The organism is Cryobacterium roopkundense (assembly GCF_014200405.1).
Taxonomy (GTDB): domain Bacteria; phylum Actinomycetota; class Actinomycetes; order Actinomycetales; family Microbacteriaceae; genus Cryobacterium; species Cryobacterium roopkundense.
Genome location: NZ_JACHBQ010000001.1, coordinates 827,625 through 851,827, shown reverse-complemented (window position 1 = coordinate 851,827; position 24,203 = coordinate 827,625). Strand labels below are relative to the sequence as shown.

General features: G+C 65.7%; 21 protein-coding genes. 5 read left to right on the top strand and 16 right to left on the bottom strand.

What is annotated here, in order from left to right; all coding sequences use genetic code 11:
* Positions 1–7: 7 nt before the first annotated feature.
* Positions 8–1,021 carry a deoxyribose-phosphate aldolase gene (deoC, locus tag BJ997_RS03990; protein WP_035835294.1) on the bottom strand — a complete coding sequence of 338 codons (1,014 nt, stop codon included), beginning with the start codon at positions 1,019–1,021 and terminating at the stop codon, positions 8–10.
* Positions 1,022–1,074: 53 nt separating this feature from the next.
* Positions 1,075–2,025 carry a sugar-binding transcriptional regulator gene (locus tag BJ997_RS03985; RefSeq protein WP_035835293.1) on the bottom strand — a complete coding sequence of 317 codons (951 nt, stop codon included), beginning with the start codon at positions 2,023–2,025 and terminating at the stop codon, positions 1,075–1,077.
* Between the two features lie 129 nt (positions 2,026–2,154).
* Between BJ997_RS03985 and BJ997_RS03980 the strand changes: the two genes are divergently transcribed.
* Positions 2,155–3,102, top strand: a complete 948-nt coding sequence (locus tag BJ997_RS03980; RefSeq protein ID WP_035835292.1) for an ROK family protein — start codon at positions 2,155–2,157, stop codon at positions 3,100–3,102.
* Positions 3,103–3,115: 13 nt separating this feature from the next.
* Here the strand turns inward: BJ997_RS03980 and BJ997_RS03975 are convergent, their stop codons facing one another.
* The 7 genes from BJ997_RS03975 to truB form a co-directional block, all read right to left on the bottom strand.
* Positions 3,116–4,333 (bottom strand): MFS transporter, encoded by a 1,218-nt coding sequence (locus BJ997_RS03975; RefSeq protein ID WP_035835291.1) that lies wholly within the window; start codon positions 4,331–4,333, stop codon positions 3,116–3,118.
* 25 nt (positions 4,334–4,358) lie between these two features.
* Positions 4,359–5,006 carry a ScbR family autoregulator-binding transcription factor gene (locus tag BJ997_RS03970; RefSeq protein ID WP_035835290.1) on the bottom strand — a complete coding sequence of 216 codons (648 nt, stop codon included), beginning with the start codon at positions 5,004–5,006 and terminating at the stop codon, positions 4,359–4,361.
* 55 nt (positions 5,007–5,061) lie between these two features.
* The gene (locus tag BJ997_RS03965; protein WP_236628803.1) at positions 5,062–7,524 is read right to left on the bottom strand and encodes a transglycosylase domain-containing protein; all 2,463 of its coding nucleotides are present in this window, start codon (positions 7,522–7,524) and stop codon (positions 5,062–5,064) included.
* Between the two features lie 178 nt (positions 7,525–7,702).
* Positions 7,703–8,653, bottom strand: coding sequence for a bifunctional riboflavin kinase/FAD synthetase (locus BJ997_RS03960; protein WP_035835289.1), 951 nt, complete (start codon positions 8,651–8,653; stop codon positions 7,703–7,705).
* Complete coding sequence (locus BJ997_RS03955) at positions 8,650–9,093, bottom strand: hypothetical protein (RefSeq protein WP_035835288.1); 444 nt, start codon at positions 9,091–9,093, stop codon at positions 8,650–8,652. Before BJ997_RS03955 ends, BJ997_RS03960 begins: the two co-directional genes overlap by 4 nt.
* 67 nt (positions 9,094–9,160) lie before the next feature.
* The gene (locus BJ997_RS03950; RefSeq protein ID WP_035835287.1) at positions 9,161–9,529 is read right to left on the bottom strand and encodes a hypothetical protein; all 369 of its coding nucleotides are present in this window, start codon (positions 9,527–9,529) and stop codon (positions 9,161–9,163) included.
* Positions 9,526–10,470, bottom strand: coding sequence for a tRNA pseudouridine(55) synthase TruB (truB, locus tag BJ997_RS03945; protein WP_035835286.1), 945 nt, complete (start codon positions 10,468–10,470; stop codon positions 9,526–9,528). Before truB ends, BJ997_RS03950 begins: the two co-directional genes overlap by 4 nt.
* A 65-nt stretch (positions 10,471–10,535) precedes the next feature.
* On the opposite strand from truB, the gene BJ997_RS03940 reads away from it, so the two are divergent.
* Both BJ997_RS03940 and BJ997_RS03935 read left to right on the top strand, forming a co-directional pair.
* Positions 10,536–11,534: a ketopantoate reductase family protein gene (locus tag BJ997_RS03940; protein WP_035835285.1), complete on the top strand. Its 999-nt coding sequence runs from the start codon at positions 10,536–10,538 to the stop codon at positions 11,532–11,534.
* 121 nt (positions 11,535–11,655) lie between these two features.
* Positions 11,656–13,047, top strand: a complete 1,392-nt coding sequence (locus tag BJ997_RS03935) for an IS1380 family transposase (RefSeq protein WP_035841060.1) — start codon at positions 11,656–11,658, stop codon at positions 13,045–13,047.
* Positions 13,048–13,220: 173 nt separating this feature from the next.
* Here the strand turns inward: BJ997_RS03935 and BJ997_RS03930 are convergent, their stop codons facing one another.
* Positions 13,221–13,841 carry a nucleoside/nucleotide kinase family protein gene (locus tag BJ997_RS03930; protein WP_035836388.1) on the bottom strand — a complete coding sequence of 207 codons (621 nt, stop codon included), beginning with the start codon at positions 13,839–13,841 and terminating at the stop codon, positions 13,221–13,223.
* A gap of 92 nt (positions 13,842–13,933) precedes the next feature.
* Between BJ997_RS03930 and BJ997_RS03925 the strand changes: the two genes are divergently transcribed.
* Positions 13,934–14,818 (top strand): HhH-GPD family protein, encoded by an 885-nt coding sequence (locus tag BJ997_RS03925; RefSeq protein ID WP_035836413.1) that lies wholly within the window; start codon positions 13,934–13,936, stop codon positions 14,816–14,818.
* Between the two features lie 90 nt (positions 14,819–14,908).
* On the opposite strand, the gene rbfA is transcribed toward BJ997_RS03925, so the two are convergent.
* From rbfA to ispG, 6 genes are all read right to left on the bottom strand, one after another.
* Positions 14,909–15,376: a 30S ribosome-binding factor RbfA gene (gene rbfA / locus BJ997_RS03920; RefSeq protein WP_035836389.1), complete on the bottom strand. Its 468-nt coding sequence runs from the start codon at positions 15,374–15,376 to the stop codon at positions 14,909–14,911.
* A gap of 123 nt (positions 15,377–15,499) precedes the next feature.
* Positions 15,500–18,385 (bottom strand): translation initiation factor IF-2, encoded by a 2,886-nt coding sequence (gene infB, locus BJ997_RS03915; RefSeq protein WP_035836390.1) that lies wholly within the window; start codon positions 18,383–18,385, stop codon positions 15,500–15,502.
* A gap of 76 nt (positions 18,386–18,461) precedes the next feature.
* Positions 18,462–18,719 carry a YlxR family protein gene (locus BJ997_RS03910; RefSeq protein ID WP_052542182.1) on the bottom strand — a complete coding sequence of 86 codons (258 nt, stop codon included), beginning with the start codon at positions 18,717–18,719 and terminating at the stop codon, positions 18,462–18,464.
* Between the two features lie 8 nt (positions 18,720–18,727).
* Complete coding sequence (gene nusA / locus BJ997_RS03905) at positions 18,728–19,738, bottom strand: transcription termination factor NusA (RefSeq protein ID WP_035836392.1); 1,011 nt, start codon at positions 19,736–19,738, stop codon at positions 18,728–18,730.
* Between the two features lie 71 nt (positions 19,739–19,809).
* On the bottom strand, positions 19,810–21,573 hold the full coding sequence (locus BJ997_RS03900) for a proline--tRNA ligase (protein WP_183323259.1): 1,764 nt from the start codon (positions 21,571–21,573) through the stop codon (positions 19,810–19,812).
* A gap of 47 nt (positions 21,574–21,620) precedes the next feature.
* Positions 21,621–22,781, bottom strand: coding sequence for a flavodoxin-dependent (E)-4-hydroxy-3-methylbut-2-enyl-diphosphate synthase (gene ispG / locus BJ997_RS03895; RefSeq protein WP_183323257.1), 1,161 nt, complete (start codon positions 22,779–22,781; stop codon positions 21,621–21,623).
* Positions 22,782–22,917: 136 nt separating this feature from the next.
* On the opposite strand from ispG, the gene BJ997_RS03890 reads away from it, so the two are divergent.
* A complete protein-coding gene (locus BJ997_RS03890; RefSeq protein WP_035836395.1) occupies positions 22,918–24,102 on the top strand; it encodes an acetyl-CoA C-acetyltransferase in 1,185 nt (394 codons plus the stop codon).
* Positions 24,103–24,203 lie beyond the last annotated feature (101 nt).

Below are 24,203 nucleotides of genomic sequence, written 5' to 3'. Positions count from 1 at the left end.
ATGGTCCTTAGTCAATCGTCACGTAGTCGGGGCCGGAGTAGTGCCCGGTCGTCATCTTCTGGCGCTGAAGCAGCACGTCGTTCAGCAGGCTCGAAGCGCCGAATCTGAACAGGTGGGGCTGGAGCCATTCCTCGCCGACCGTCTCGGCCACGGTCACGAGGTACTTGATCGCGTCCTTGGAGGTGCGGATACCGCCTGCCGGCTTCACGCCGATCTTTTCGCCCGTGAGTCGGTGCCAGTCGCGCACGACTTCGAGCATCGACAGGGTCACCGGAAGTGTGGCGGCGGGCGCGACCTTGCCGGTGGATGTTTTGATGAAGTCTCCCCCGGCGAGGATGGCGAGCCAGCTGGCGCGACGCACGTTGTCGTACGTGTTCAGCTCCCCGGTCTCCAAAATCACCTTGAGGTGCGCGGACGTGCCGTTGGGGCGCCGACAGGCGTCTTTCACGGCGACGATCTCGTCGTAGACCTGGCCGAATCGACCGGACAGGAAAGCGCCACGGTCGATGACCATGTCGATTTCGTCGGCGCCGGAAGCCACCGCATCCACGACGTCGAGCAGCTTGATCGCGAGCGAAGCGCGGCCGCTCGGAAAGGCCGTCGCGACGGCGGCGACCTGAACGCCCTCCGAGGTGCCGGCGGCGTGGGCGGAACCGAGGGCAGCAACGGCCGTGCCCACCATGTCGCCGTAGACGCAGACCGCGGCAACGCGGGGGCAACCGGGGTCTCCGGGGTCGGGGATCAGGGCTTTGCTGACAAGGGAACGCACCTTGCCTGGGGTATCGGCGCCCTCGAGGGTCGTGAGGTCGATCAGTCCGATGATCGTGTCGATGGCCCATCTTTTTGAGCTTGTCTTGATGGAGCGACTGCCGAGGTCGGCCGCCCGCGCTTCGAGGCCGACGGCATCGATTCCGGGAATTCCGTGCAGGTACCGGCGCAGGTTCGCGTCGGTTGTCTCGCCACCGATCAGCGAGTGCGCTCTGCGTGCCAGCTCGGCGGGCACCAGGTTACTTTCCGTCATGAGTTGTCCTAACTGTAAAGATCGTGGGCAGGTGAAATCAGGGGGCGTTGCACCTAGTCGTGGTCGCCGAGAAGGGCGTGGGCCGTGTCCTCGTCCGTCACGAGGACCGTGCACAGGCCGCTGCCAACGACGGCGCGGGCGATTTCATGTTTTGCTCGTCCGGAGATGACCGCGATCGCCGTGCGGGCACGCCGCAGCTGCTCGAGCTGAATACCGACCGTACGCTCGTCGAGGTCGCGATCGACGATCCGGCCGTTCTTGTCGATGTACCGACCGACGATGTCGCCGACGGCTCCCTTTCGCACGAGCTCAGTGATCTGGTCGACGGTGAGGTAGCCGCTGTCTACAAGAGCGGAGTTCTCGTCGGCCTGACCGGCGCTGTACAGGTAGGCGGAGGCGTTTGCGCCGAGGTCGAGAACGGCGGCCACCGTGCGGTCCGCCTCGATGGCACGCTTGGTTTCCCGACGTTCGAATATGGCGGGGCTCGGCAGAAGCGTGGCTGAACCGTTGGCCTTCTGGGCGATCGTAACCGCGGTGGCCGCCGCCGTTCCGGTGCGCTGATTGAGGCTGACACCGCCGTTGATCTGCACGACGTTGACGCCAGGAGCCCATCCTGGCTTGAGGTTCACGGACACGTCGTGGAGGGTGCGTCCCCAACTGATACCGAGGGTCCGCGGAATCGGTCGCAGGCCGGTGAGATAGTCCGCCGCGGCCTGGGCCGTTCGGGACTGCAACTCTTCGTCGCTCGACACACCGGCAGACGATACGACGATGACGTCGGTCAGGCTGGTGGCCTCGCGCAGACGCCGCTCGATGGGCAGCCGGCGGGCCCGCGGGTGCACGATCTCGATCCGAATGAATCCGTTTGCCTTTGCCTGGGCGAGAAGACGGCCGACCTTCCACCGGGTGATCCGCAGGATGACACCGATTTCGTCCTGGGTCTGGTTTTCCTCGTAGTAGAGCTCGGCCGCCCGAATGGAAAGTAGCTCATCGATGTCACTCATGTGTGCGTGCCTTCCGGGTTCCGCGTGGAATTCCAGCCTAGATTGCCGCACGCACTGAAACAACAGGTGTTGTAGATATTGCTCACATGAGCACCTGATGAGCCTGTGGGCACAGCCTAGGCTCTCAGCATGCGCAACCCACCACTGACTCCAGTGCTCGCCATCGATATCGGCGGGACCAAGGTCGAAGCCGCCCTCGTCGACACCCTCGGTGTGGTCGTACCGAATTCCCGCCATCGGGCCGGCACTGGACCGCTCGCGACGAGCGCCAATCTCGCCGATGCGGTCACCCAGGTGGTGGCGCTCACCCTCGCCGCCCTGCCGTACGAATCCGTGCTGCTCGGTGTCGGCATCGGCTGCGCAGGCCCGATCAGCCTGCTGGACGGCGCGGTCTCGCCGCTCAACCTTCCGGTCTGGCGGGGTTTTCCCCTGAGGGACCTCGTGCACTCCCTCATGCCAGGAGTACCGGTACGCCTGCGCATGGACGGGCTGTGCATCACGCTTGCCGAACACTGGGTGGGGGCGGCGCGCGGATTCGACAACGTGATGGGCATGGTCGTGTCGACGGGCGTCGGGGGCGGACTCATCCTGGGCGGTAACACTGTCAGCGGGCCCACCGGCAATGCCGGGCACATCGGCCACATAGAGGTCGGCGGCTTCGACGATCCCTGCGCCTGCGGCGGCACCGGCTGCCTCGAGGCCGTGGCATCGGGTCCCCGCACGGTGGCTTGGGCGCGCGCCCAAGGCTGGACCGGGCACAGCGGTGAAGACCTCGGCGCGGCGTATTCCGCCGGCGACCCCGTGGCCGCGCGGGCGATCGCACGCAGTGGTCGGGCACTCGGGCAGGCCATTGCATCCGCCACGACGCTGCTCGACCTCGATATCGTCACCATCGGTGGCGGATTCGCCCAGGTCACACCAGATCTCTTCTCTTTCGCGCGCGCGTCAATCGCGCTTCGCACCGAGTTCGACTACGCCCGGCGGGTACGCGTCGTGCCGTCAGCCCTCTCGGGCGACGGCCCGCTCATCGGGGCGGCGGCCCTGGTGCACCGCGCGTCGCTCGTGCCAGAAGCCTAAGCCGGCCAGCCGACTAACGGGGCCGGTTCAGATCGTCCTCGAGCATATGCGGGCGGGAGATTACCGCGGCAGCAATCGGCACGGCACACGCCGTGGCGAGCAGGAACAGCAACGGCCAGGTCCAGCCACCGCTCGCCTCGTGCAGCAAACCGAAAACGAGTGGGCCGAAGGCGCCGATCGTGTAGCCGATGCTCTGAACGAATCCGCTGAGCGCCACCGAGCCCGTGTGCGTGCGGGTGCGCAGGTTGATCAGCACGAGAGCGAGGGGGAAGAAGAGCGGCCCGAGCCCGGCACAGACCACCCAGAGCCACGTAAGCGTGCCCGGCGCCAGCAGCAGTCCCAGGTCACCGGCGATGAAGAGGGCGACCCCCACGTAGATCAGCACGCCAACGTTCTTCATGCGGGCCGTGAGCACGGGGATCACGAGCGCGCACGGAATCCCCATGCCGGCGTAGACGGCCAGCAGAGTGCCCGCCTGGGCGGCGCTCACCCCCGCCGTATCGATGAGCAGTTGCGGCAGCCAGGCGAAGAAGGCATAGGCATTGAGCGAACTCATGGCGAAGACGAGCGCGATGGCCCAAGCGATGGATGATCCCCAGATGCGACCGAGCACGGCCGAGTCGGCCTCCTCCACCACAGGATTCGGCAGTTTTTCCGTGCGATGGCGCACGATCATGGTGATCCACGGCACGAGGGCGAGCAGGGACAGCACCATCCACATGCCGAGCGACATCCGCCAGCCGAAGGCATCCGCTACGGGTACGGCGACGAGCGGCGGAATTAGCGCACTCAACGACACCACGAGAACGTACAACGAGGTCATCAGTCCGACCCGGTCGGGGAAATACTTCTTGACGAGGGGCGGCAGGAGCACGTTTCCGATGCCGAGTCCGGCAAAGGTGATCGCACTTCCCAGCAACAGGCCGGTAAGGGACACCGACAATCCTCGAGCCAGGTGTCCGACGAGGAGGGCGAGGAGGGCGACGACCAGCAGCCGTTCGAGCCCGAGACTGCGGGCGAACACGGGCGCAAAGATGCCAAAAACAGCGAAGCAGACCGGCGGTAGCATGCCGAGCACGCCGAGGGTCACGACGTCCAGCGGGATGTCCGCGTCGATTCGAGTCGCAATCGGCGAGAGCGCCGCGACTGCGGTGCGCATGTTCGCGGCCACGAGCAGAATGCCCACAAGCGCCAGACCTCGACCAAAGACGAGGCTCCGGGCCGCGCTCATACCCGCACTCTGCGGGGAGAGATCCTCACGCCGCGGCGCGTTCCTGGCGGATACGGGTCGGCAGGTCTTTCAACTCGTCCCACCGGTCGGCCGGAACGAGGGAGGGCATGATGACGGCCCACATCTCAATCAGGCGGTCTTCGATGTCGTCCCGCCCGGTAAGCACGTCGGAGACAACCTGCACGCCGGTGAAGGCGGAGATGATGAAGTGGCCCATCGCACACACGTCGATGGAGGGCGAGATGTCGCCCTCGGCGATCCCGCGGCGCAGATACTCCTCGCAAGCGGCCATCCAGTCGAGGTAAGGGCCAGCAACGGGCGTCTCAAAGTTCGCAGCCTCAATGGTGAGGCGCACGCCGGCACTGACGATTGGGTCCTGGTGCAGCTGGCGGGCGAGCTCGAGGGACATGATGAGGATGGCGCGCAGTCCCGGCACGTTCTCGTCGAGGAGCGTGCGACCGATTGCAGCGGATGCCTCGTGCTGCGCCTCGATGATGGCGATCGCGAGTGCTTCCTTGGAATCGAAGTGAAAGTACAGCGCGCCCTTGGTGACGCCGGCTGCGGCACTGACCTGGGCGAGGGAAGTGCTGCCGTAGCCGCGTTCCTGAAAGGCCGCCGCGGCTCCCCTGATGATTGCGGCGCGCGTTTCGATCGCCCGTTCCTGCTGTGCCATGCCGCTCCTCATTCAATCGCCTTGTGCCAGAGTAGTCGCCCGCGGGTGCTGGCCGTCAGCCTCGCCGGCCACGCTCGGTGGGCGGCACCTCCGGCACGACGCCACCCCCGTCATCCGCCGGCGGATCTTCGGGGGCAGGGCTCGGCTCTTCCACCACTTCCGGGGTTCCGCTGCTCGTAAAGACGGTAATCGTGGTGCCCCGGAAGCTGCTGCCGGTCGGATCCGACCGAACCACCGTGCCCACAGGCATGTCGGAGTCAGTGACGCCGCCGTCGGCAAAGCCGAATCCGGCACCCTCGATAGTGGACTGGGCCTGGGCGAGCTGCATGCCGCGCACGTCGGGAACCGACACCGGAACGCCGTTGATCACAGCCGATGTGGCCTCCGCAAAGCCGTCACCGCCGTACTTCGCGTTGGCGACACTCATCACGTCGGGCCACATCCGGTGCCGCGCGGTCTGCACATCGCCGCTGGCGAACTCCAGTCTGCGCTGGCTCAGCTTTCCCGTCACGCTCACGACGCCGGCCACGGTGGCAACCTTGCTGCTCGCGCCGGTCATCCAGGTGTCGGCGCCGGAGTCGGTGGTTCCGGTCTTGCCGATCATCGGAACGCGCGGCGAGGTGTTGCGATAGGACTCATTGGCCGTACCGGCTGTCATGACCTGCTGCATGGCATAGGTCATTCCGGCCGCGACGAACGGCTCGACCGAGGTCTCACAGGCCGACTGCGGAACCGGAAGCTCGGCCCCGTCGGCTCCGATGATCTGGTCAATCGCGACGGCGCTGCAGGTCACACCGTTGTTGGCGATGCCGGCGAAGGCCACGGCCATCGTGAGGGGGGCGATCTCATTCGTTCCGATCACGGCCGCGGCGTTCTGGCCCAAGAGAGCGCCGTCGGCACGGTGCACACCGAAGGCCTCAGCCGTCTCCTTGATACCGCAGAGGTCGAGCTGCTTGGCCATACCAATGAAGCCGGTGTTGATCGATCTCCTGGTGGACTCGAGCGCTGTGTAGTTCGTGCCGGGCTCGTTCGCGTCGTTACGCGGGTTGAAGTCCTGACGGTCGTAATTCTGGGTGCCGAGGCAGCTGTCCCGAAAGTTGCCCCAGTTGGCCTTTCGCGCCGAATCAACCCGCTCCCCGAGTGCATGGCCCTCACTGAGCCATTCCGCGAGGGTGAACACCTTGTACGTCGATCCCGGCTGGAATCCGAGGGATCCGCCCTCGTCGAAGTCGGTGTTGTAGTTGATACCTGTGTAGTTGGCGCCGGTCGCCTGCACCTCGGGATCCTGGCTGTAGTCCTTGTTCTGCGTCATGGCGAGCACGCGACCGGTGCCGACCTGCACGCTCGAGATGACGGCACCGATGTTGCCGCGTGAATAGGTCTTGGGCACGTTCCGGTTCATCGTGTCGACGGCAGCCGCCTGCAGTTCAAGGTCGAGGCTCGTGTACACGTTGTAGCCGCCGAGACGGAAGTTCGCCATGCGGGCGTCCTCGTCCTCGCCGAACGTTGGATCAGACTTGAGTATGTGCGTGACATAGTCGCAGAAGAAGGCGTTGTCTCCGGCGGTCTGACAGCCCGTGCTCGGCGGCGTGATGACCGGCTCGATCGGGGCGGCGACCGCGGCGTCGTGGTCGGCGAGGGTGATCTTCTCGTACTGGAGCATCTCGCCGAGGATGTAGTCGCGGCGCTCCTTATTGTCGGCGTAGCCGTTAGCTGCGCCATTCGTTTCACTCGCCGGGCGGTCGAGCTGATACCGCACCGGGTTGTTCACGATGGCGACGAGGCTTGCGGCCTGCGGCAGGGTCAGGCCGGCTGCGCTCGTGGCGTAGTAGTAGTTTGCTGCGGCCTCGATGCCGTAGACGGTGCCACCGAACCCCGTGATGTTGAGGTACCCGCGCAGGATGTCGTCCTTGGAGTATTCCTTCTCCATTCCGATAGCCATTCGCATTTCCTTCAGCTTACGATTGGCCGAGATCTCGATGGCGCTCGCGTAGCAGGTGCCGCTTTCTTCGGCGTCGGCCATCGCCTCGCATTTCTGTACGAGAACGTTCTTCACATACTGCTGGGTGATGGAGGACCCGCCTCGCGTGTCGCCGCCGGCGAAGGTGGTGATCGCTCCATTTACGGTCCCCTGCAGGTCGATGCCACCGTGCTCGAGAAAGCGCGGGTCCTCACTGGAGACGACGGCGTCCTTGACGAAGGGGCTGATGGCGTCAGTTGCCACCTCAACGCGATTCTGCTCGTAGAACGAGGCCATCAGCACGGGAGTTCCGTCGGCCTGGCGGGCATAGATATTGCTCTTCTGGGAGAGCTGTTGGAGGGCGAGATAGCTGGGCAGGTTCTCGAACATGTTGATGGTGTTCGTGGCCGTCATGCCGGAAAGAGCCAGTGCGGGTGTGACGGCGACCGTCACGAGCAGGGCGGCAACCGAGCTCATCGTGATCAGCCCGAAGAATGCTCCGAGGGCTCCCCCGAGCCGTCGAGCCCGTCCGGGCGTTGCGTCGTAATCGTCGTTCATGGTCACTACCCCTGTGATCCTCGGTCTTGCCCGTCCGGGCGACACAGAAGCGTGACCCCTGCCCCCCTGGCCACGCCCCACTCTACGCACCCGACCATGGAGCCGCCTCCATGCCGGTGGAGAACGCCACACTCACCCCCGAACTGGGGTAACCGGTCGGTTGGTCTCTCGGTGGACGCTAAACGGTTCGCTGCGGATCGGTCAGGATGCCGCGCACGCGCTGCACATCGTCACGGATCTGCTCGATCAGCGGCTCGATGCCCGAATATGCCACCATGCCGCGAATCCGCTCGACGAAGGCCACATCGACGACATGGTCGTAGAGGTCGAGGTCGGTCTCATCCAGCACGTAGGCCTCGACCTGGCGCCTCTCGATCCCCTCGAAGGTCGGGTTGTTGCCCACGGAGATGGCGGCCGGATACCGGATTCCGGCGTCGGTCAGCCACCCGGCGTAGACCCCGTCCGCGGGGGTGAAGCCCTCGGCATCCGCTGCCAGATTCGCCGTCGGAAAGCCGAGTTCGCGGCCGCGGGCGGCGCCGTGCACCACAAGTCCGCGCACTGTGGGCACGTGCCCGAGTAGGTCTGTTGCTGTTTGCACGTCACCGCTCCTCAGCAGGTCTCGAATCCAGGTCGACGACACTCGACGATCGTGGTGGGGTTTGACATCGTCGATCAGGCGCACGTCGAAGCCGAACTTCAGACCGAGGCGTCGCAGCAGATCGACGTCGCCTGCACCGCCGGCACCGAAGCGAAAATCTCGCCCGACCAGCACGAATCGGGTGCGCAGGGCGCGCACGAGAATGCTGTCGACGAATTCCTCGGGGGGCAGGGCTGCGAGCGCTCGCGTGAACTCGAGCACGACGGTGGCGTCCACCCCGGTGTCGGCCAGGAGTCCGAGCTTCTGCTCGGTGCTCACGAGCGCTTCGGGGCACGCCTCCGGGGCCAGCAACGCGAGCGGATGCCGATCGAAGGTCACGACGACCGCCGCCAGGCCGTGCTCCTGGGCGAGGGTCTTCAGCCCGCCTATGACGGCGCGGTGCCCGGCGTGCACCCCGTCGAATTTGCCGATGCACACCGCGGAGGCGGGCCATTCGGCCGGCACTGACGCGACGCCGTAGAGGGTCTTCACGAGGCACTCTCGCGGCTAGCGGCACGAACGGGGTGCCTCGAGAGCCACCACATGCCGAGGATCGGCAGCACAAGAGGCACGAATCCGTAGCCGCGGCCAAACACCGACCACACAGTCTTGTGCTGGAAGAGCTCCGGATAGAGCAGGCTGAGCGCACCCACCACGAGCACGCCGAGAAGTTCGAAGCTGATCGTGATCCAGGCCACGCGGTACCAGGCCGCGCTGCGCTGGGTCAGCGCGATGGTCGCCACGATGTAGACGACGGCGGCCGCGGCAGACAGCGAGTACGAGAGCGGCGCGTCGTCGAAGGTCTCCACGATCTGCACGAATGAACGGCCGGTAGCGGCGAGGGCGAGCAGCCCGTAGACGGCAATCAGGAGTCGCCCGATGCCGGTCACTCGTCTGGTTCGGGCCGTCGATTCGGTCTGCTGTTCTGTCATCGCTTGGTAATTATCGCAGTTTCCGCGCCGCGCCGACACCGCTTCAGATACCGGTTCGCGGCCCGGCTCATAGCCCCTGCACCGTCCAGATCTGCAGCATGCGATAAAGCATTACGGCGACGGACAGGCAGGCGACGCCCAGAATAACCGTGCTCCAGCGGCTGCGCTCGATGAGAGCCCAGAACCCCGCGGCGACCGGAAGGAGGATGGCGCTGATCAGGTAGGTGTAGAACTCGAGCACGCTTCCGGTGGGCTCGTTGCCCACGAGCGGCGCGACTATCGCGGTCACGAGCTGCACGAGCAGGAGCAACTCGACGAGCGCCGTTGCTCCCATCGTGAGGTCGCTCGGCTTGCGGCCGGCCAGGCCGAGGGCCACGCAGAGCAGCCCGGCCGGTACGGCGACGGCCAGTTGCAGCCAGGTGAGCCACTCGATCATGCCGACTCCCCCGAAGCGTCGGCGGGCGTGACGGGCGTTGCAGGAACGGCGGGCTCGTCCGCCGGAAAATTGAGGATGGACTTGGCCGTCGTGCCCCGCACCTCGACGAGTCCCACGAGGCGTCCGTCCGGGGCGATGGCGGCGATGGGGCCGCTGTGACCCGGCACCACAGTGACCGCGATGCGCTTCCCGTGACCGAGATCGATGGCCTGCTGCGCGCTGAGGTCGAGCCGGTCGAGCACGCGAGTGGCGGCATCCGTGGGAGAGATGATGGCGGTGGCCACATCCAGATCGTCGAGCAGGCACGCGTCTTCAATGCGAAACGGGCCGATGCGCGTGCGACGCAGGCGAGTGAGGTGGGCGCCCACGCCGAGTCCTGCGCCGAGGTCGCGTGCCAGGGCGCGAATGTACGTACCGGACCCGCAGGTGACGCGAACGTCAAGGTCGAGGAAACCGTCGACCGACGTGCTCGAGAGAAGCTCGAAGGAACTCACCGTGACGGGCCGCTCGGCCAGTTGCACGTCTTCGCCCGCACGAACCCTGGCGTAGGCACGCTTGCCGTCGACCTTGATGGCGCTCACGGCGCTGGGCTGCTGACTGATATCGCCGGTCAGGGCGGCGATGCCCGCCGCGATCGCCTCCGCATGGATGGCGGCAACGGCCTCGGCCGGGGAGCGGGTGATTTCCTCACCCTCAGCGTCATCAGTGGTCGTTGCGGCGCCCAGGCGGATCGTGGCCAGATATTCCTTGTCGAGGCCGACCACGAATGTGAGCAGCCGGGTGGAGCTGTTGACGCCGAGCACGAGCAGGCCCGTCGCCATCGGATCGAGGGTGCCGGCATGGCCGACCTTGCGCGTACCGGCAAGTCGGCGCGTTCGGGCTACGGCGTCATGGCTGGTCCAGCCCTGCGCCTTGTCAATGAGGAGAAGGCCGCTGGTCACCTTTCGAGTTTACCAGCGCCGACCGTGGGTCTCGGGCCAGCGTCTCGGGCCGTAGTATGTGAGCCGTGAGGATAGCGGTGATCGGCGCGGGCGCCCTGGGCGGGCTCTTCGCGACCCTGCTTGAGGGCGCGGGACATGACGTCACCGTGACCGCCAGAGGTGCCGCGCTCTCCGCGATACGGGCCGACGGCATCCGTTTGACGGGCGGTTTCGGTGATTCACACGCGCATCCGCGCGCCCTCGAACGACTCACGGAGACTCCGGAGCTGGCGCTCGTGTGCACCAAGGCCCAGGACGCCGAGCGGGCCATTACCGACAATGCCGAGTTGCTCAACGGATGCCCCGTGATCGTCGTGCAGAACGGCCTCGACGGAGTGCGCACCGCCGAACGGATCCTCCCCAACTCTGACTGCTTCGGACTGCTCGTGATTGTGGCCGCGAATTACACGGAACCGGGGCACGTGACGGTAACCACCGTCGCCCCGAGCTATCTGGGGCGCGGCACGGGTGCCGTCGACGGCACGACCCTGCGTTGGCAGGCCATTCTCGGCCCAGCGCTTCACACCCGCTCACTGGATAATTTCGTTGGCGCGCAGTGGACAAAGCTCGTGGTCAACATGCTCAACGCCCTGCCCGCGATCACGGGTCTGAGCGTTCAGGATGTCGTCGGCAGCGCGCCGCTCCGACGCGTACTGACGGCCAGCATGCGCGAGACCGTGCAGAGTGCCGTGAAGCGAGGCGTGCGCTTCGGGTCGCTGCAGAAGCTCTCCAACCGACGCCTGCGCCTGTTCTCCCATCTGCCGCTCTGGGCCGGCCAGGTCCTGCCCCTGCGCATGCGCGCCCGGATGGGAGGCGTGCCCAACCTCGGCTCCACACTGCAGAGCCTCAACCGCGGGCAGCGCACCGAGATCGACTACCTCAACGGTGCAGTCGTGCGCGAGGCCGCTCTCGCCGGCCTGCCGGCGCCGATCAACGCCTTGCTCACGGCTCTCGTGCACGAAGTCGAAGCGAGCGGCACGCACCTCACCCCCGCCCAAGTTCTGGCCCGATTCGCTGCTCTCTAAGCCTGAATCCACCGATCGGGATCGAGATCTGACGGCGCGTTAAACCGAGAATGCCCATCTGATCAGGTAAATTAGGACTTGTCAAGAGTTCAGATTTACCAACCAGAGGAGCATCTCGTAGATGCAAGTTTCCCACACCAACCGCGCCGTTTCTGCATCATTCACCGACCCGAATCTCGTGTCGTCGGCGGGCTTGGTCCCGATCATGAAATTAGCCGCCCGTGCGGGGTTGGCGACCTTGGCCGATCAGTGGCTGAGCGTCCCCACCGACAAGGGCGCCAACGCCGGTCTGAAAGTCACGTCTCTGGTCGGCGGCATGGTCGCCGGCGCGGACTCCATCGACGACCTCGCCATTCTTCGTCACGGCGGCATGCGGAAAATCTTCAGCAACTGCTACGCGCCGTCAACGTTGGGGTCGTTTCTGCGCGCGTTCACGTTCGGTCACGTCCGGCAGCTCGACGCCGTCGCTTCCCGCTTCGTGCGGGGCCTGGCCGCGGAAACTCCGTTGCTCGTGCACGACACCGACGGCTACATGTTCCTCGACGTCGACGACACCATCATCGAAGTTCACGGCCACCAGAAGGAAGGCTCCGGCTACGGGTACTCCGGGGTGCGCGGCCTCAACGCGATCCTCGCGACAGTCAAGACGGACGTATCGGCGCCGATCATCATCGGCCAGCGACTCCGGCGCGGTGCCTGCGGATCACCGCGCGGCGCGGCCCGTCTGATCCGTGACGCCCTCGCCACGATCAAACGGCTCCGCGGAGCGGGAAAAGCACGCGTGCTCTTTCGTGCCGACTCAGCGTTCTACGGGCACGCCTCCATCAGCGCAGCCCTCAAAGCCGGCGCCGACGTTTCGGTCACTGCCCGGATGGACCCCGCCATCAAACGAGCGATCGGAACGATCCCCGGCGCTGCCTGGACCGCAATTGAATACACCAACGCCATCTATGACGAAGGCAGCAAAACATGGATCAGTAACGCCGAAGTCGCCGAGGTCCCGTTCACCGCGTTCACCTCGCGCAAGAAGAGCGAGCACATCACCGGGCGCTTGGCCGTGCGGCGGATCCCGGAACTGAACAAGAAAAACCTCGACCAGCCAACCCTGTTCGACACCCACCGATTCCACGCCTTTTTCACCACCAGCACCCTCGACACCGTCACCGCCGACAAAACCCACCGCGCCCACGCGGCGATCGAGCTCGTGAATTCCGACCTCAAAAGCAGCGCCCTGGCGCACCTACCCTCCGGTGTATTCACCGCCAACGCCGCCTGGCTGGTCATGGCCGTCATGGCGTTTAACCTCACCCGCGCCGCCGCGACGATCGCGGGAAACGGTCTCAGCCGATCGACCACCGCAACGATCCGCCGGAAACTTGTCAGCGTCCCCGCACGAATCTCAACCTCGGCGCGGCGCGTGACATTGCACCTGCCCGAACACTGGCCTTGGGAGAAACCCTGGACGGCCCTGTTCACAAAGAACTTCCGGCCCCAACAACCCGCCCCCACCTGACCAACCAGCCGACACCGACATCAACAGGAGCACCAGTGGAACACCCGGGCCGCGAGACCCGGACCACAACCACGCCCGAAACTCCGAAAGCTCGCCGAAACGAAATCAGGATCCGATCAGAGGTCGACCGGTGGATTCAGGCTAAGGCCCCGCCACGACGAAGAGACCGGGGATTAGCAGCTGTCCGAGAAAACGCGGCTCGGTAGCGCGGGATTTGTCGTGTCGACCACGGCGTCGGCCCTTCCCCGTGGCGACGCATCGGCGACATAGAGGCGGTCGGCTGCGGCCTGCGACTCGCTCGCGCGGGTATCGCTCTCGAGGAAGACACTGAACGACCAGAGGCCGTGAAGCTCAGGGCGGTGTACAAACCTGCCGTCGAGCACGAGGATGGCATCGGCCGGTGCGGTCAGCCAGGTCGGTTCGATCCAGGTGTCCCTCTGGGCATCGAAGTGCTCCGTGACGAAGCCCGCGCTGCCGTCCATGCGGAAGGGCTCGAGGAGCACTCTGCGAAGGGCCGAGTAGTCATAGCCGTAGCGATAGTCTCGCTCCGCCGAGCCGGGCCCGAAACGGTTCTTCTCCGCGGAGGAACGCTGGAAGAAGTCGAGGGACGCCCGAAAGACCGCACGCTCGTCGTCTTCGCGCAGTACGGCTCCGAGGTCGTCGGCAAATCGAGCACGCCCGGTCGCGTCCGTGCCGTCGACGGCAACGATCGTGCGTCCCCGGCCGTAGTTGTGCAGGATTTCATTCGCGAGTGAGCGCAGAAACTCGACGCGGGGTGTGGAGGGAAGCCTCATGAAACGAGCCTAGGTTAGAACCGATGAACGTTGAAGCCCCCACATTGACGACCCTCGCCGTGACGACCAACACGGTGACGACGAACACGATGATGACCAACACCGACGGCACCCTGAGCGGCGACCTCACCGAGTGGTTCCGCGGCCACGCCAGGGACCTGCCGTGGCGCCGTGCCGGCTTCTCGGCCTGGGGTGTGCTGGTGAGCGAGTTCATGCTGCAGCAGACCCCCGTGGCCCGAGTCATCCCCCGGTTGGAGGAATGGCTTGAGCGCTGGCCGACACCGGCGCACCTGGCCGCAGTGCCGCCGAGCGAGGCCGTGCGTGCCTGGGCCAGCCTCGGGTATCCGCGCCGCGCCCTGTGGTTGCACACGGCCGCAGTACAGATCGTCGACCTCCACGGGGGCAGAGTGCCCGACGACGTCGACACCCTGCTGGCACTCACCGGCGTCGGCGATTACACAGCCAGAGCCGTGGCCGCCTTTGCCTATGGCCATCGGCATCCGGTCGTCGACACGAACACCCGACGGGTGATCGCCCGCGCGGTCGACGGAAACGGCGAGGCTGGCCCGCCGAACCGTACGCGCGACCTCGATGCGATGGCGGCCCTGCTTCCGCAGGACCGCGCGGACGCGGCCGTGTTCAACGCCGCCACGATGGAGCTGGGCGCCGTCGTGTGCACGAGCCGCAATCCGCGTTGCGACGACTGTCCCATTCGTGACGCCTGCCAGTGGCGAGCCAGGGGCTATCCCCCGTACGACGGTCCCCGCAAGGTCGTGCAGAAGAAATTCGAGGGCAGTGACCGGCAGGTTCGCGGTCTCATCATGGCCGAACTCCGGTCCACGCACCGCCCCGTCACCGTTGCGGAAATCGAGGGGCTCTGGCCGGATGCCGCCCAGCGCGAACGAGCCCTCGCTGGCCTCATCGTCGACGGTCTCGCCGTCAACGCTCCGTCCGGCGGGTACACCCTTCCTGGCTAGCAGGAACGACGCGAGGGCGGGTGGTGCGTGGCCTGGAACGAGTCCAGCCGACGATCCACCCGCCCTCGCGAGGACGCTCGGCGCCGCGAGCTACCGTGCAGCTTCGGCGTCGTCTTCGAGGGCGTCGTCTTCCTCGTACTCACGCGGCTTCTTGTACGGGTCAGCATCGCCGGCGTACGTTGCGGTGCCCTTGCTGTTATCGGTCGCAGTGTCGCGTTCGTGCGCCTCACGGAGCAGGTCATCGATCAGCGCCGCGTTCTCGGGAATCCCGTCGGCGATGAACTCGATCGACGGTGTCAGCCGCGCGGTGATGTTCTTGCCCACCTCGCTGCGCATCATGCCGGTCGCTGCCTTGAGCGCCGCCGCACTGTCGGTGCGCTCCTCGATGGAACCGTAGACAGTGTAGAAGACCGAGGCGTGTTGCAGGTCGCCGGTCACCTTCACGTCGGTGATCGTCACGAAGCCGAGGCGCGGGTCACGAAGACCGCGTTCAAGGCGCTTGGCGATGATGACCTTGATGCGGTCCGCCATTTTTCTCGCGCGTTCCGGATCTGCCATGACTTACTCCCTTATCGATTGCTGGTGCTGCGGTTCTTAAGTACTGCGGGTCCTCGCCCGATTGCCCGGTGGACAATCGAGCAAGGACCCAGAGTGTGAAGCTATCGAGCTATTCCGCGTGAGTTAGACGCGCGGCTTTTCCTTCATTTCGATCGTCTCGATCTCGTCGCCGATCTGGATGTCGTTGAACTTGCCCAGGCCGATACCACACTCGAAGTCCGTGCGGACCTCGGTGACATCGTCCTTGAAGCGGCGCAGCGACTCGATGCCCAGGTTGTCCCCCACCACGACGCCGTCGCGGATAACGCGAGCCTTGGCGTTTCGGGTGATGGTACCGGAGCGAACGATGACACCAGCGACGTTTCCGAACTTGGACGAGCTGAAGACCTCGCGGATCTCGGCGATACCACTCTGGACCTCTTCGTACTCGGGCTTGAGCATTCCGGTGAGGGAATTCTCGATGTCCTCGAGGGCGGAGTAGATGACGGAGTAGAAGCGCACGTCGACGCCTTCACGGGCGGCACGTTCGCGTGCCTTCGTGTCGGGGCGAACGTTGAACCCGATGATGATGGCGTTGTCGACGGTGGCGAGGTTGACGTCGCTCTCCGTGACCGCACCGACACCACGGTGGATGATCCGCAGCTGAACGGAATCGTCGACCTCGATCTTGAGGAGCGACTCCTCCAATGCCTCGACGGCACCGGACACGTCACCCTTGATGATGAGGTTGAGCGACTCGACCTTGCCCTCTTCGAGTGCACGGGTGAAGTCTTCCAGGCTGATGCGCTTGCGGGCCTTGGCCAGCAGTGCGTTGCGCTCGGCGGCTTCACGCTTCTCGGCGATCTGACGCGCGGTGCGGTCTTCCTCGATGACGAGGAAGGTATCACCGGCGCGGGGAACGCTTGAGAGGCCCTGCACCTGAACGGCGCGCGACGGGGTTGCTGCGGTGACCGCTTGGCCGTTCTCGTCGGCCATCGCACGAACGCGGCCGTAGGCCGTTCCGGCGACGATCGAGTCTCCGACGTGCAGCGTTCCCGACTGGATGAGCACGGTTGCAACCGCACCGCGGCCCTTGTCGAGCTTGGCCTCGATGGCCACACCACGAGCATCCTTGTTGGGGTTGGCGCGCATGTCGAGACCGGCGTCGGCCACGAGCAGCACGGCGTCCAGAATTTCCTGGATACCCGTCTTGTTGCGCGCTGACACATCGACGAACATGACGTCTCCACCGTATTCTTCGGCGACGAGGCCGAACTCGGTGAGCTGCTGACGAACCTTCTGGGGGTTGGCGCCGGGCTTGTCTACCTTGTTCACTGCGACCACGATCGGCACGTTGGCGGCCTGTGCGTGGTTGAGCGCCTCAATCGTCTGCGGCATGATGCCGTCATCCGCTGCGACAACGAGGATCGCGATGTCAGTTACCTGAGCACCACGAGCACGCATGGCGGTGAACGCCTCGTGGCCCGGTGTATCAATGAACGTGATGGCGCGGTCGATGCCCTCGTGCTCGGTGACGACCTGGTACGCACCGATGTGCTGCGTGATGCCGCCGGCTTCGCCCGCTGCAACCTTGGCGTTACGGATCGCATCGAGCAGCGCGGTCTTACCGTGATCGACGTGGCCCATGACCGTGACGACGGGAGGACGAATCTCGAGCTGGTCGTCCGTTTCGTCTTCGAGTTCCTGGTCGATGTCGATGTCGAAGGCGAGCAGGAGCTCGCGATCCTCATCGTCAGGAGAGACCATCTGGATCTTGTAGCCGAGCTCTTCACCCAGTACGTCGAACGTGGCCTCATCGAGGGACTCGGTCGCCGTAGCCATCTCACCGAGGTGGAACAGCACGGTGACGAGGTTTCCGGGGCTCGCGTCAATCTTGTCGGCAAAGTCTGTGATGGAGGCACCACGGCGCAGTCGCACAACGGTTCCGCCGTCCCCACGGGGTACGCTCACGCCACCCAGCGACGGGGCTTCGCGCAGTTCGAACTCGGCCCTCTTCGTACGCTTCGACTTGCGAGCCTTGTTCTTGCCACCACCGCGACCGAAGGCACCGGCGGTTCCACCGCCGGGTCCACGGCCACGACCTGCGCCGCCACCTGCAGGGCGGGGCGGGCCGAAGCCGGGTGCGCCGGCCGGTGCTCCACCCGGGCGAGCGAAGCCGGGGCGTGCGCCACCGGCTCCACCCGGGGCACCGCCGGGACGCTGGAAGGCGCCCGGACGCTGGCCAAAACCGGTCGGGCGCGCGGCCTGGCCGGGTCCGCCGGGGCGGGGTGCGCCGGGACGAGGTGCCGCCGGACGCGGAATGTTGCTGGGGGTCGGCGTGGCTGGACGCTGGCCCATGCCCTGCGCGCTGGCGAACGGGTTATTACCCGGACGCGGCGGCTGGGCGGGACGCTGGCCCATGCCCTGGTTGCTGGCAAACGGGTTGTTACCCGGACGTGCCGCTCCCGGACGGGGCATGCCCGGCTTGACCGGAGTGGCTGAACCACCCGTGGTCTTCGCGGCGGGTGCGACGGTACCGTCGGTTGCCTCGGTGACATCCGCTGCCTTCTCGGCTGCGGCTGCCTTTTCTGCTGCGGCGGCCTTCTCTGCCGCCTGCGCCTGACGCTCCGCTACGGTCAGCGGGGCCACGGGAACCGGAGCAGCCTCGGCAGCCTCAGCCGGCTCGGAAGCGGTGGCGACCTGCTGAGCGGCGGGCTGCCCAGGGGTAGGCCGCGCACCAGGCTTGACGCCAGGCTTCATGGCACCAGGCTTGATGCCCGTGCTCGGGCGCGGGCCGGGAGCCGGGGCTGTGGTTGTCGTAGCGGATGCCGCTGCGGCGGCCGGGTTAGCGGCCTTGGCGCTCGCGCTCTCGGCTTCCAGGGCAGCACGAAGCCGCCTGGCAACCGGGGGCTCGACGCTACTGGACGGTCCCTTGACGAACTCGCCCATCTCTTTCAATTTTGCAAGGGCAACCTTGCTGTCGACTCCGAGCTCGCTTGCGATCTCGTGTACGCGTGGTTTCGCAGCCACAATTCTCCTGTTCCGGGCCTGCACCCGGAAAGGGGCAGGCCGTTAATAACGGACGGGTCTCATTTCGAGCCGCTCATTAGTTATCCATAAGCCAAGTCAGCCTGTTCTCTAGTTGTTTCGCGTCCAGCTGGCTGGTCACGCGAAGGGCACGCCCGAAAGCGCGTCGCCTCTGTGCGTCTTGGAAGCACGAGACGGTCGGATGCAACCACGCACCCCTCCCGGGGAGAGTAGCGGTTTCATCCACCACAATTTCTGATTCCCGGGCGACGATCCTCATGAGTGAGGAACGTGAGGCGCGAGAACGGCATCCAATGCACGTTCTAACGGAGTCCATCGTACCCCCTATTCGGCGTCCTCCAGAATGCTATCCGGCTGAATGTCGATTTTGGCACCCGTCAGCTTCGCCGCAAGGCGTGCATTCTGGCCCTCTTTGCCGATGGCGAGAGAGAGCTGGTAGTCGGGAACGAGGGCGCGAACGGCCTTGATCGACTCGTCAATGACGTACGCGCTCGTCACCTTGGCTGGCGACAGCGCGCTGGCCACAAACGTGGCCAGATCTGGCGAGAAATCGACGATGTCGATCTTTTCGTTGTTCAACTCAGCGGTGACAGCGCGAACGCGCTGGCCGAGCTCGCCGATGCAGGCGCCCTTGGCGTTGACCCCGGGTTCGGTCGCGCGCACGGCGATCTTGGTGCGGTGCCCGGCTTCACGGGCGAGTGACACGATCTCCACGACGCCGCTCGCAATCTCCGGAACCTCGAGTGCGAAGAGCTTGCGCACGAGCGAGGGGTGTGTGCGCGACACGGTGATCTGCGGGCCTTTGAGGCCACGTCCCACCGCCGTGACGAACACGCGGATGCGTGCGCCGTGCACGTACGTCTCGCTTGGCACCTGCTCCTCGGGCGGCATGATGGCCTCGATGGACCCCAGGTCGACGTGGATCATGCGCGGGTTGGGACCCTGCTGGATGATCCCGGCGACGATGTCGCCCTCGCGTCCCTTGAATTCGCCCAGCACAGCGTCGTCCGCAAGATCGCGGAGCCGCTGGTTGATGACCTGTTTTGCCGCGAAAGCCGCGATGCGACCGAAGTCGGTCGGGTTGTCGATGGCTTCGCCGATGACATTGTCTTCTTCGTCGTGCTCGGGTACGTAGATGTCTACGTGCCCATTCTTGCGGTCGAGTACAACACGTACTCCCGCCTCTTCCAAGGCTGCCTGCTTCGTGGGCTCATCCGGGTGGGTGTGCTTCAGATAGGCCGTCAGGATTGCCTGCTCAATAATCTGCACGAGTTCCTCGAAGGGAATCTCTTTCTCGCGCTCCAATTGCCGCAAAACACTGAGGTCGATGTCCATGGCCGGCCTCCTCTATTCAGATCTTGCCGCCGCGAAACTGCGCAGCGGGCTCACCTCTAAAGGTACCCGACTCAGGCGAAGTGTGCGGCCACGTCTGCCGCGGCAACCTGTTCGCGTTCCCCGGTGCTGCGGTTCCACAGCTCGACGATCCCGTCGGCTGCTCCACGGCCCACGATGACGATCCACGGCACACCGATCAGTTCGGCGTCGCCGAATTTCACTCCGGGCGACACCTTTTTGCGGTCGTCGTAGAGCACTTCGCGGCCGGTGGCCTCAAGTGCGGCGACGACCTGCTCGGAGGTCTCGAAGACGATCTCGTCGCGTCCGGTCGCAATCACGTGAACGTCGAACGGGGCGACGGCCTCGGGCCAGATCAGACCCTTAGCGTCGTTGTTGAGTTCGGCGATGACCGCGAGGATGCGGGTGATACCGATGCCGTAGGAACCCATCGTGACGGTGACGAGCTTGCCGTTCTCGTCGAGAACCTTGAGCCCGAGCACCTCCGCATACTTACGACCGAGCTGGAAGACGTGCCCGACCTCCATACCGCGAATGAGCTCCACGGGCCCGGAGCCGTCGGGTGCCGGGTCTCCGGCGCGCACGTCCGAGGCCTCTACGACCGAGTCCACGGCGAAGTCACGCCCGGCCACGAGGCCGAAGACGTGACGTCCTGACTCGTTCGCGCCGGTGATCCATTCGGTGCCCGCAACGATCCGGGGATCGACCAGGAAGCGGATGCCGGTGGCCGACTTCTCGCCGAGGACCGCGCCGGCTGCGCTCCACGGGCCGATGTAGCCCTTGACCAGGCCGGGGTTCTTGACGAAGTCCGCCTCGTTGGCGGCCTCGACCTCGGCGGGAGCGAACGCCACCTCGACGCGCTTGAGGTCGACGTCGCGGTCGCCCGGAACGCCGATCGCGACGATCTCGCGGGTGCCGTCCGGGAAGACGAGGGCCAGGACCACGTTCTTGAGCGTGTCGGCGGCGGTCCACTCGCGGCCGTCAGGGCGGGGGTGCTCGCTGTTCGCCTTGTCTACGAGGGTCTGGATGGTGGGGGTGTCTGGAGTGTCGAACACCTCGGCGGCGGGCAGAGCGGCCCAGTCGAAGGACGGCGGCACGAGGGTTTTGAAGGCCTCCACGTTGGCGGCGTACCCGCCGGCCGAGCGCACGAACGTGTCTTCGCCGACGGGGGTGGGGTGCAGGAACTCTTCGCTCTTTGAGCCGCCCATCGCGCCGGCATCCGCTTGCACGATCACGTATTCGAGGCCGAAGCGGGTGAAGATGCGCTCGTACGCGTCGCGCTGCGCCTGATAGCTCACGTCGAGCCCGGCGTCGGTGTGGTCGAAGGAGTACGCGTCTTTCATGGTGAATTCACGGCCGCGAAGCAGCCCGCCGCGGGAGCGTGCCTCGTCGCGGTACTTGTCCTGGATCTGGTAGATCGACAGGGGAAGATCCTTGTAGCTGCTGTATAGGTCTTTCACCAGCAGTGTGAACACCTCTTCATGGGTGGGGGCAAGCAGCATGTCGGAGCCCTTGCGGTCTTGCAGGCGGAAAAGTCCGTCGCCGTACTCGTCCCAGCGCCCGGTGAGCTCGTACGGTTCGCGCGGTAACAGGGCAGGGAAGTGCACCTCGAAAGCGCCGGCCGCGGCCATTTCCTCACGCACGATCCGCTCGACCTTTGCCTTCACCCGCAGCCCGAGGGGCAGCCAGGCGAAGATGCCGGGAGCCTGGCGACGGATGTACCCGGCACGCACGAGGAGACGGTGGCTGGTTACCTCGGCGTCGGAGGGATCTTCGCGGAGTGTACGGAGGAAGTAGTTAGACAAACGTGTAGGCACTGACCCACCTTACGCGCGTCCCGGCCCGGCCGGGTTCCGGGGAACGACTAGTTGGAGCCGACCGTGACGACGGGGACGCCGAGTCCTGACTCCGCGGCGGGCATCTCAGCGGCGAGCCGGTTGGCCTCCTCGATGAGAGTGGCGACGATTTCGGACTCCGGCACGGTCTTGATGACCTCGCCGCGCACGAAGATCTGCCCCTTGCCGTTTCCCGAGGCCACACCCAGGTCGGCATCGCGGGCCTCGCCGGGTCCGTTGACGACACAGCCCATCACGGCGACACGCAGCGGCACTGTCATGCCCTCGAGGCCGTCGGTGACGTCATTGGCGAGCTTGTACACGTCGACCTGGGCTCGCCCGCAGCTCGGGCAGGAGACAATCTCGAGCTTGCGTTCACGCAGGTTGAGTGACTGCAGGATCTGCAGGCCCACCTTGATCTCCTCGGCCGGCGGGGCGCTGAGCGACACGCGAATGGTGTCGCCGATTCCTTCGCCGAGCAGGATACCGAACGCCGTGGCGCTCTTGATGGTGCCCTGGAACGACGGGCCTGCCTCTGTCACGCCGAGGTGAAGGGGCCAATCGCCGCGTTCAGCGAGCAGCCGGTATGCCTTGACCATGATGACGGGGTCGTTGTGCTTGACCGAGATCTTGAAGTCGTGGAAGTCGTGCTCTTCGAAGAGGCTGGCTTCCCAGACGGCGCTCTCCACGAGGGCCTCCGCCGTGGCCTTGCCGTACTTCTGCATGAGGCTCGGCTCGAGGGAACCGGCGTTCACGCCGATGCGCAGGCTCACGCCCGCTGCCTTCGCGGCGGCGGCGATCTTGCCCACTTGGTCGTCGAACTTGCGGATGTTGCCCGGGTTCACCCGTACAGCGGCGCAGCCGGCGTCGATCGCGGCGTACACGTAGTTGGGCTGGAAGTGGATGTCGGCGATGACCGGAATCTGGCTCTTCTTCGCGATGATCGACAACACCTCGGCGTCGTCGCGGGTGGGCACGGCCACACGCACGATGTCGCATCCGCTCGCCGTGAGCTCGGCGATCTGCTGGAGAGTGCCGTTTATGTTCGTCGTCTGGGTCGTCGTCATCGACTGAACGCTCACGCGGGCGTCGCCGCCGACGAGCACCTTGCCGACTTTGATCTGCCGGGACTTGCGTCTCGGAGCGAGTATCTCGGGTATTTTGGGCATTCCCAAATTGATTGCAGCCACGCCGTTAGCTTACGCGCCGGGGCCGCAGTTCACCTGAACGCGCGGCCCCAAGATGGCCGCACGTTCAATGGCGCGTCAGGACGGTGACACGGACGACCGCTACTGTCGAAGGACAGCCGCAGACGAAGGAGTCCTTATGACCGCACCAGACGTCGTTATTCTTGCCGGATCGCGCACCCCTCAGGGCCGCGTAAACGGCCAGCTTTCCTCACTCACCGCCGTGGAGCTGGGTGCCGCTGCGATTGCGGGCGCCCTCGAACGCGCCGGCGTGGCCCCGGAACAGGTCGACTTCGTCCTCATGGGGCAGGTGCTTCAGGCTGGCTGCGGCCAGAACCCAGCCCGCCAGAGTTCGATAGCCGCGGGCATTCCATGGAACGTTCCGGCTATGACGCTCAACAAGGTGTGCCTCTCCGGTCTCGCCGCAATCATTGACGCGGCCCGTTTGATCCGTCTCGGTGAAGCGGATGTCGTGATCGCCGGCGGCCAGGAATCGATGTCACGGGCACCGCACATTCTTGCCGGGTCACGCCAGGGCTGGGCATATGGCACGGTTTCCGCGCTCGACCACGCCGCGCACGACGGGCTGACAGATGCCTTCGACGGTCTCTCGATGGGGCTCTCAACCGAACTCGCCAACGAAAAACTCGGCTTGAACCGCCTCGAGCAGGACGATGTGGCCGCCAAATCGCACCAGCGAACGGCCGCCGCAGTTGCCGCCGGAATCTTCGAGGGCGAGATCACCCCCTTGAGCGTGCCGCAGCGCAAGGGCGACCCTCTCATGCTGACAACCGATGAGGGAGTGCGGGCGGAGAGCACCACCGACACTCTTGGCAAACTTCGTCCCGCATTCTCGAAAGACGGCAACATCACCGCCGGCAACGCGGCGCCACTGAGCGACGGCGCGAGCGCCATCGTGGTCACCAGCCGCGCCTGGGCCGAAGAGCACGGTCTCAGCTGGCTCGCCGTGATCGAGGCCTCAGGCCAGGTGGCCGGTCCCGACAACTCTCTGCACTCCCAGCCGGCGAACGCCATTGCGAGCGCGCTCACGAAGCAGGGCTGGACCGCCGCGGATCTCGACGTCGTCGAGATCAACGAGGCTTTCGCATCCGTTGTGGTGCAGTCGTCGAAGGAACTCGGGGTCTCCGAGGACAAGGTGAACATTCACGGTGGCGGCATCGCGATCGGACACCCGATCGGCGCTTCGGGCGCCCGGGTAGCCCTGCACGCGGCCCTCGAGCTATCCCGCCGTGCCGGCGGCAAGGCCGCCGTGGCGCTCTGCGGCGGCGGCGGCCAGGGTGAGGCGCTGCTGCTGTCCCGATAGGTCGCGGGCTGGCGCGCCGCTACCGCGTGGCGCGGCAGCTACAGCGGCAGCGAGGCGCGGCAACGGCGCGGCAGGCCCTCAGACGGCGGGTCCTGGCGCTG

Excerpts from the sequence above, each read along its gene's own strand:
- BJ997_RS03935 (WP_035841060.1), top strand. The coding sequence starts at position 11,656 with ATGCAAGTTTCCCACACCAACCGCGCCGTTTCTGCATCATTCACCGAC.
- nusA (WP_035836392.1), bottom strand. The coding sequence starts at position 19,738 with ATGGACATCGACCTCAGTGTTTTGCGGCAATTGGAGCGCGAGAAAGAG.
- BJ997_RS03980 (WP_035835292.1), top strand. The coding sequence starts at position 2,155 with ATGCGCAACCCACCACTGACTCCAGTGCTCGCCATCGATATCGGCGGG.
- BJ997_RS03925 (WP_035836413.1), top strand. The coding sequence starts at position 13,934 with ATGACCAACACCGACGGCACCCTGAGCGGCGACCTCACCGAGTGGTTC.
- BJ997_RS03955 (WP_035835288.1), bottom strand. The coding sequence starts at position 9,093 with ATGACAGAACAGCAGACCGAATCGACGGCCCGAACCAGACGAGTGACC.
- BJ997_RS03970 (WP_035835290.1), bottom strand. The coding sequence starts at position 5,006 with ATGGCACAGCAGGAACGGGCGATCGAAACGCGCGCCGCAATCATCAGG.
- BJ997_RS03950 (WP_035835287.1), bottom strand. The coding sequence starts at position 9,529 with ATGATCGAGTGGCTCACCTGGCTGCAACTGGCCGTCGCCGTACCGGCC.
- BJ997_RS03930 (WP_035836388.1), bottom strand. The coding sequence starts at position 13,841 with ATGAGGCTTCCCTCCACACCCCGCGTCGAGTTTCTGCGCTCACTCGCG.
- BJ997_RS03975 (WP_035835291.1), bottom strand. The coding sequence starts at position 4,333 with ATGAGCGCGGCCCGGAGCCTCGTCTTTGGTCGAGGTCTGGCGCTTGTG.
- BJ997_RS03965 (WP_236628803.1), bottom strand. The coding sequence starts at position 7,524 with ATGAACGACGATTACGACGCAACGCCCGGACGGGCTCGACGGCTCGGG.
- rbfA (WP_035836389.1), bottom strand. The coding sequence starts at position 15,376 with ATGGCAGATCCGGAACGCGCGAGAAAAATGGCGGACCGCATCAAGGTC.
- BJ997_RS03985 (WP_035835293.1), bottom strand. The coding sequence starts at position 2,025 with ATGAGTGACATCGATGAGCTACTTTCCATTCGGGCGGCCGAGCTCTAC.
- deoC (WP_035835294.1), bottom strand. The coding sequence starts at position 1,021 with ATGACGGAAAGTAACCTGGTGCCCGCCGAGCTGGCACGCAGAGCGCAC.
- BJ997_RS03910 (WP_052542182.1), bottom strand. The coding sequence starts at position 18,719 with ATGGACTCCGTTAGAACGTGCATTGGATGCCGTTCTCGCGCCTCACGT.
- BJ997_RS03890 (WP_035836395.1), top strand. The coding sequence starts at position 22,918 with ATGACCGCACCAGACGTCGTTATTCTTGCCGGATCGCGCACCCCTCAG.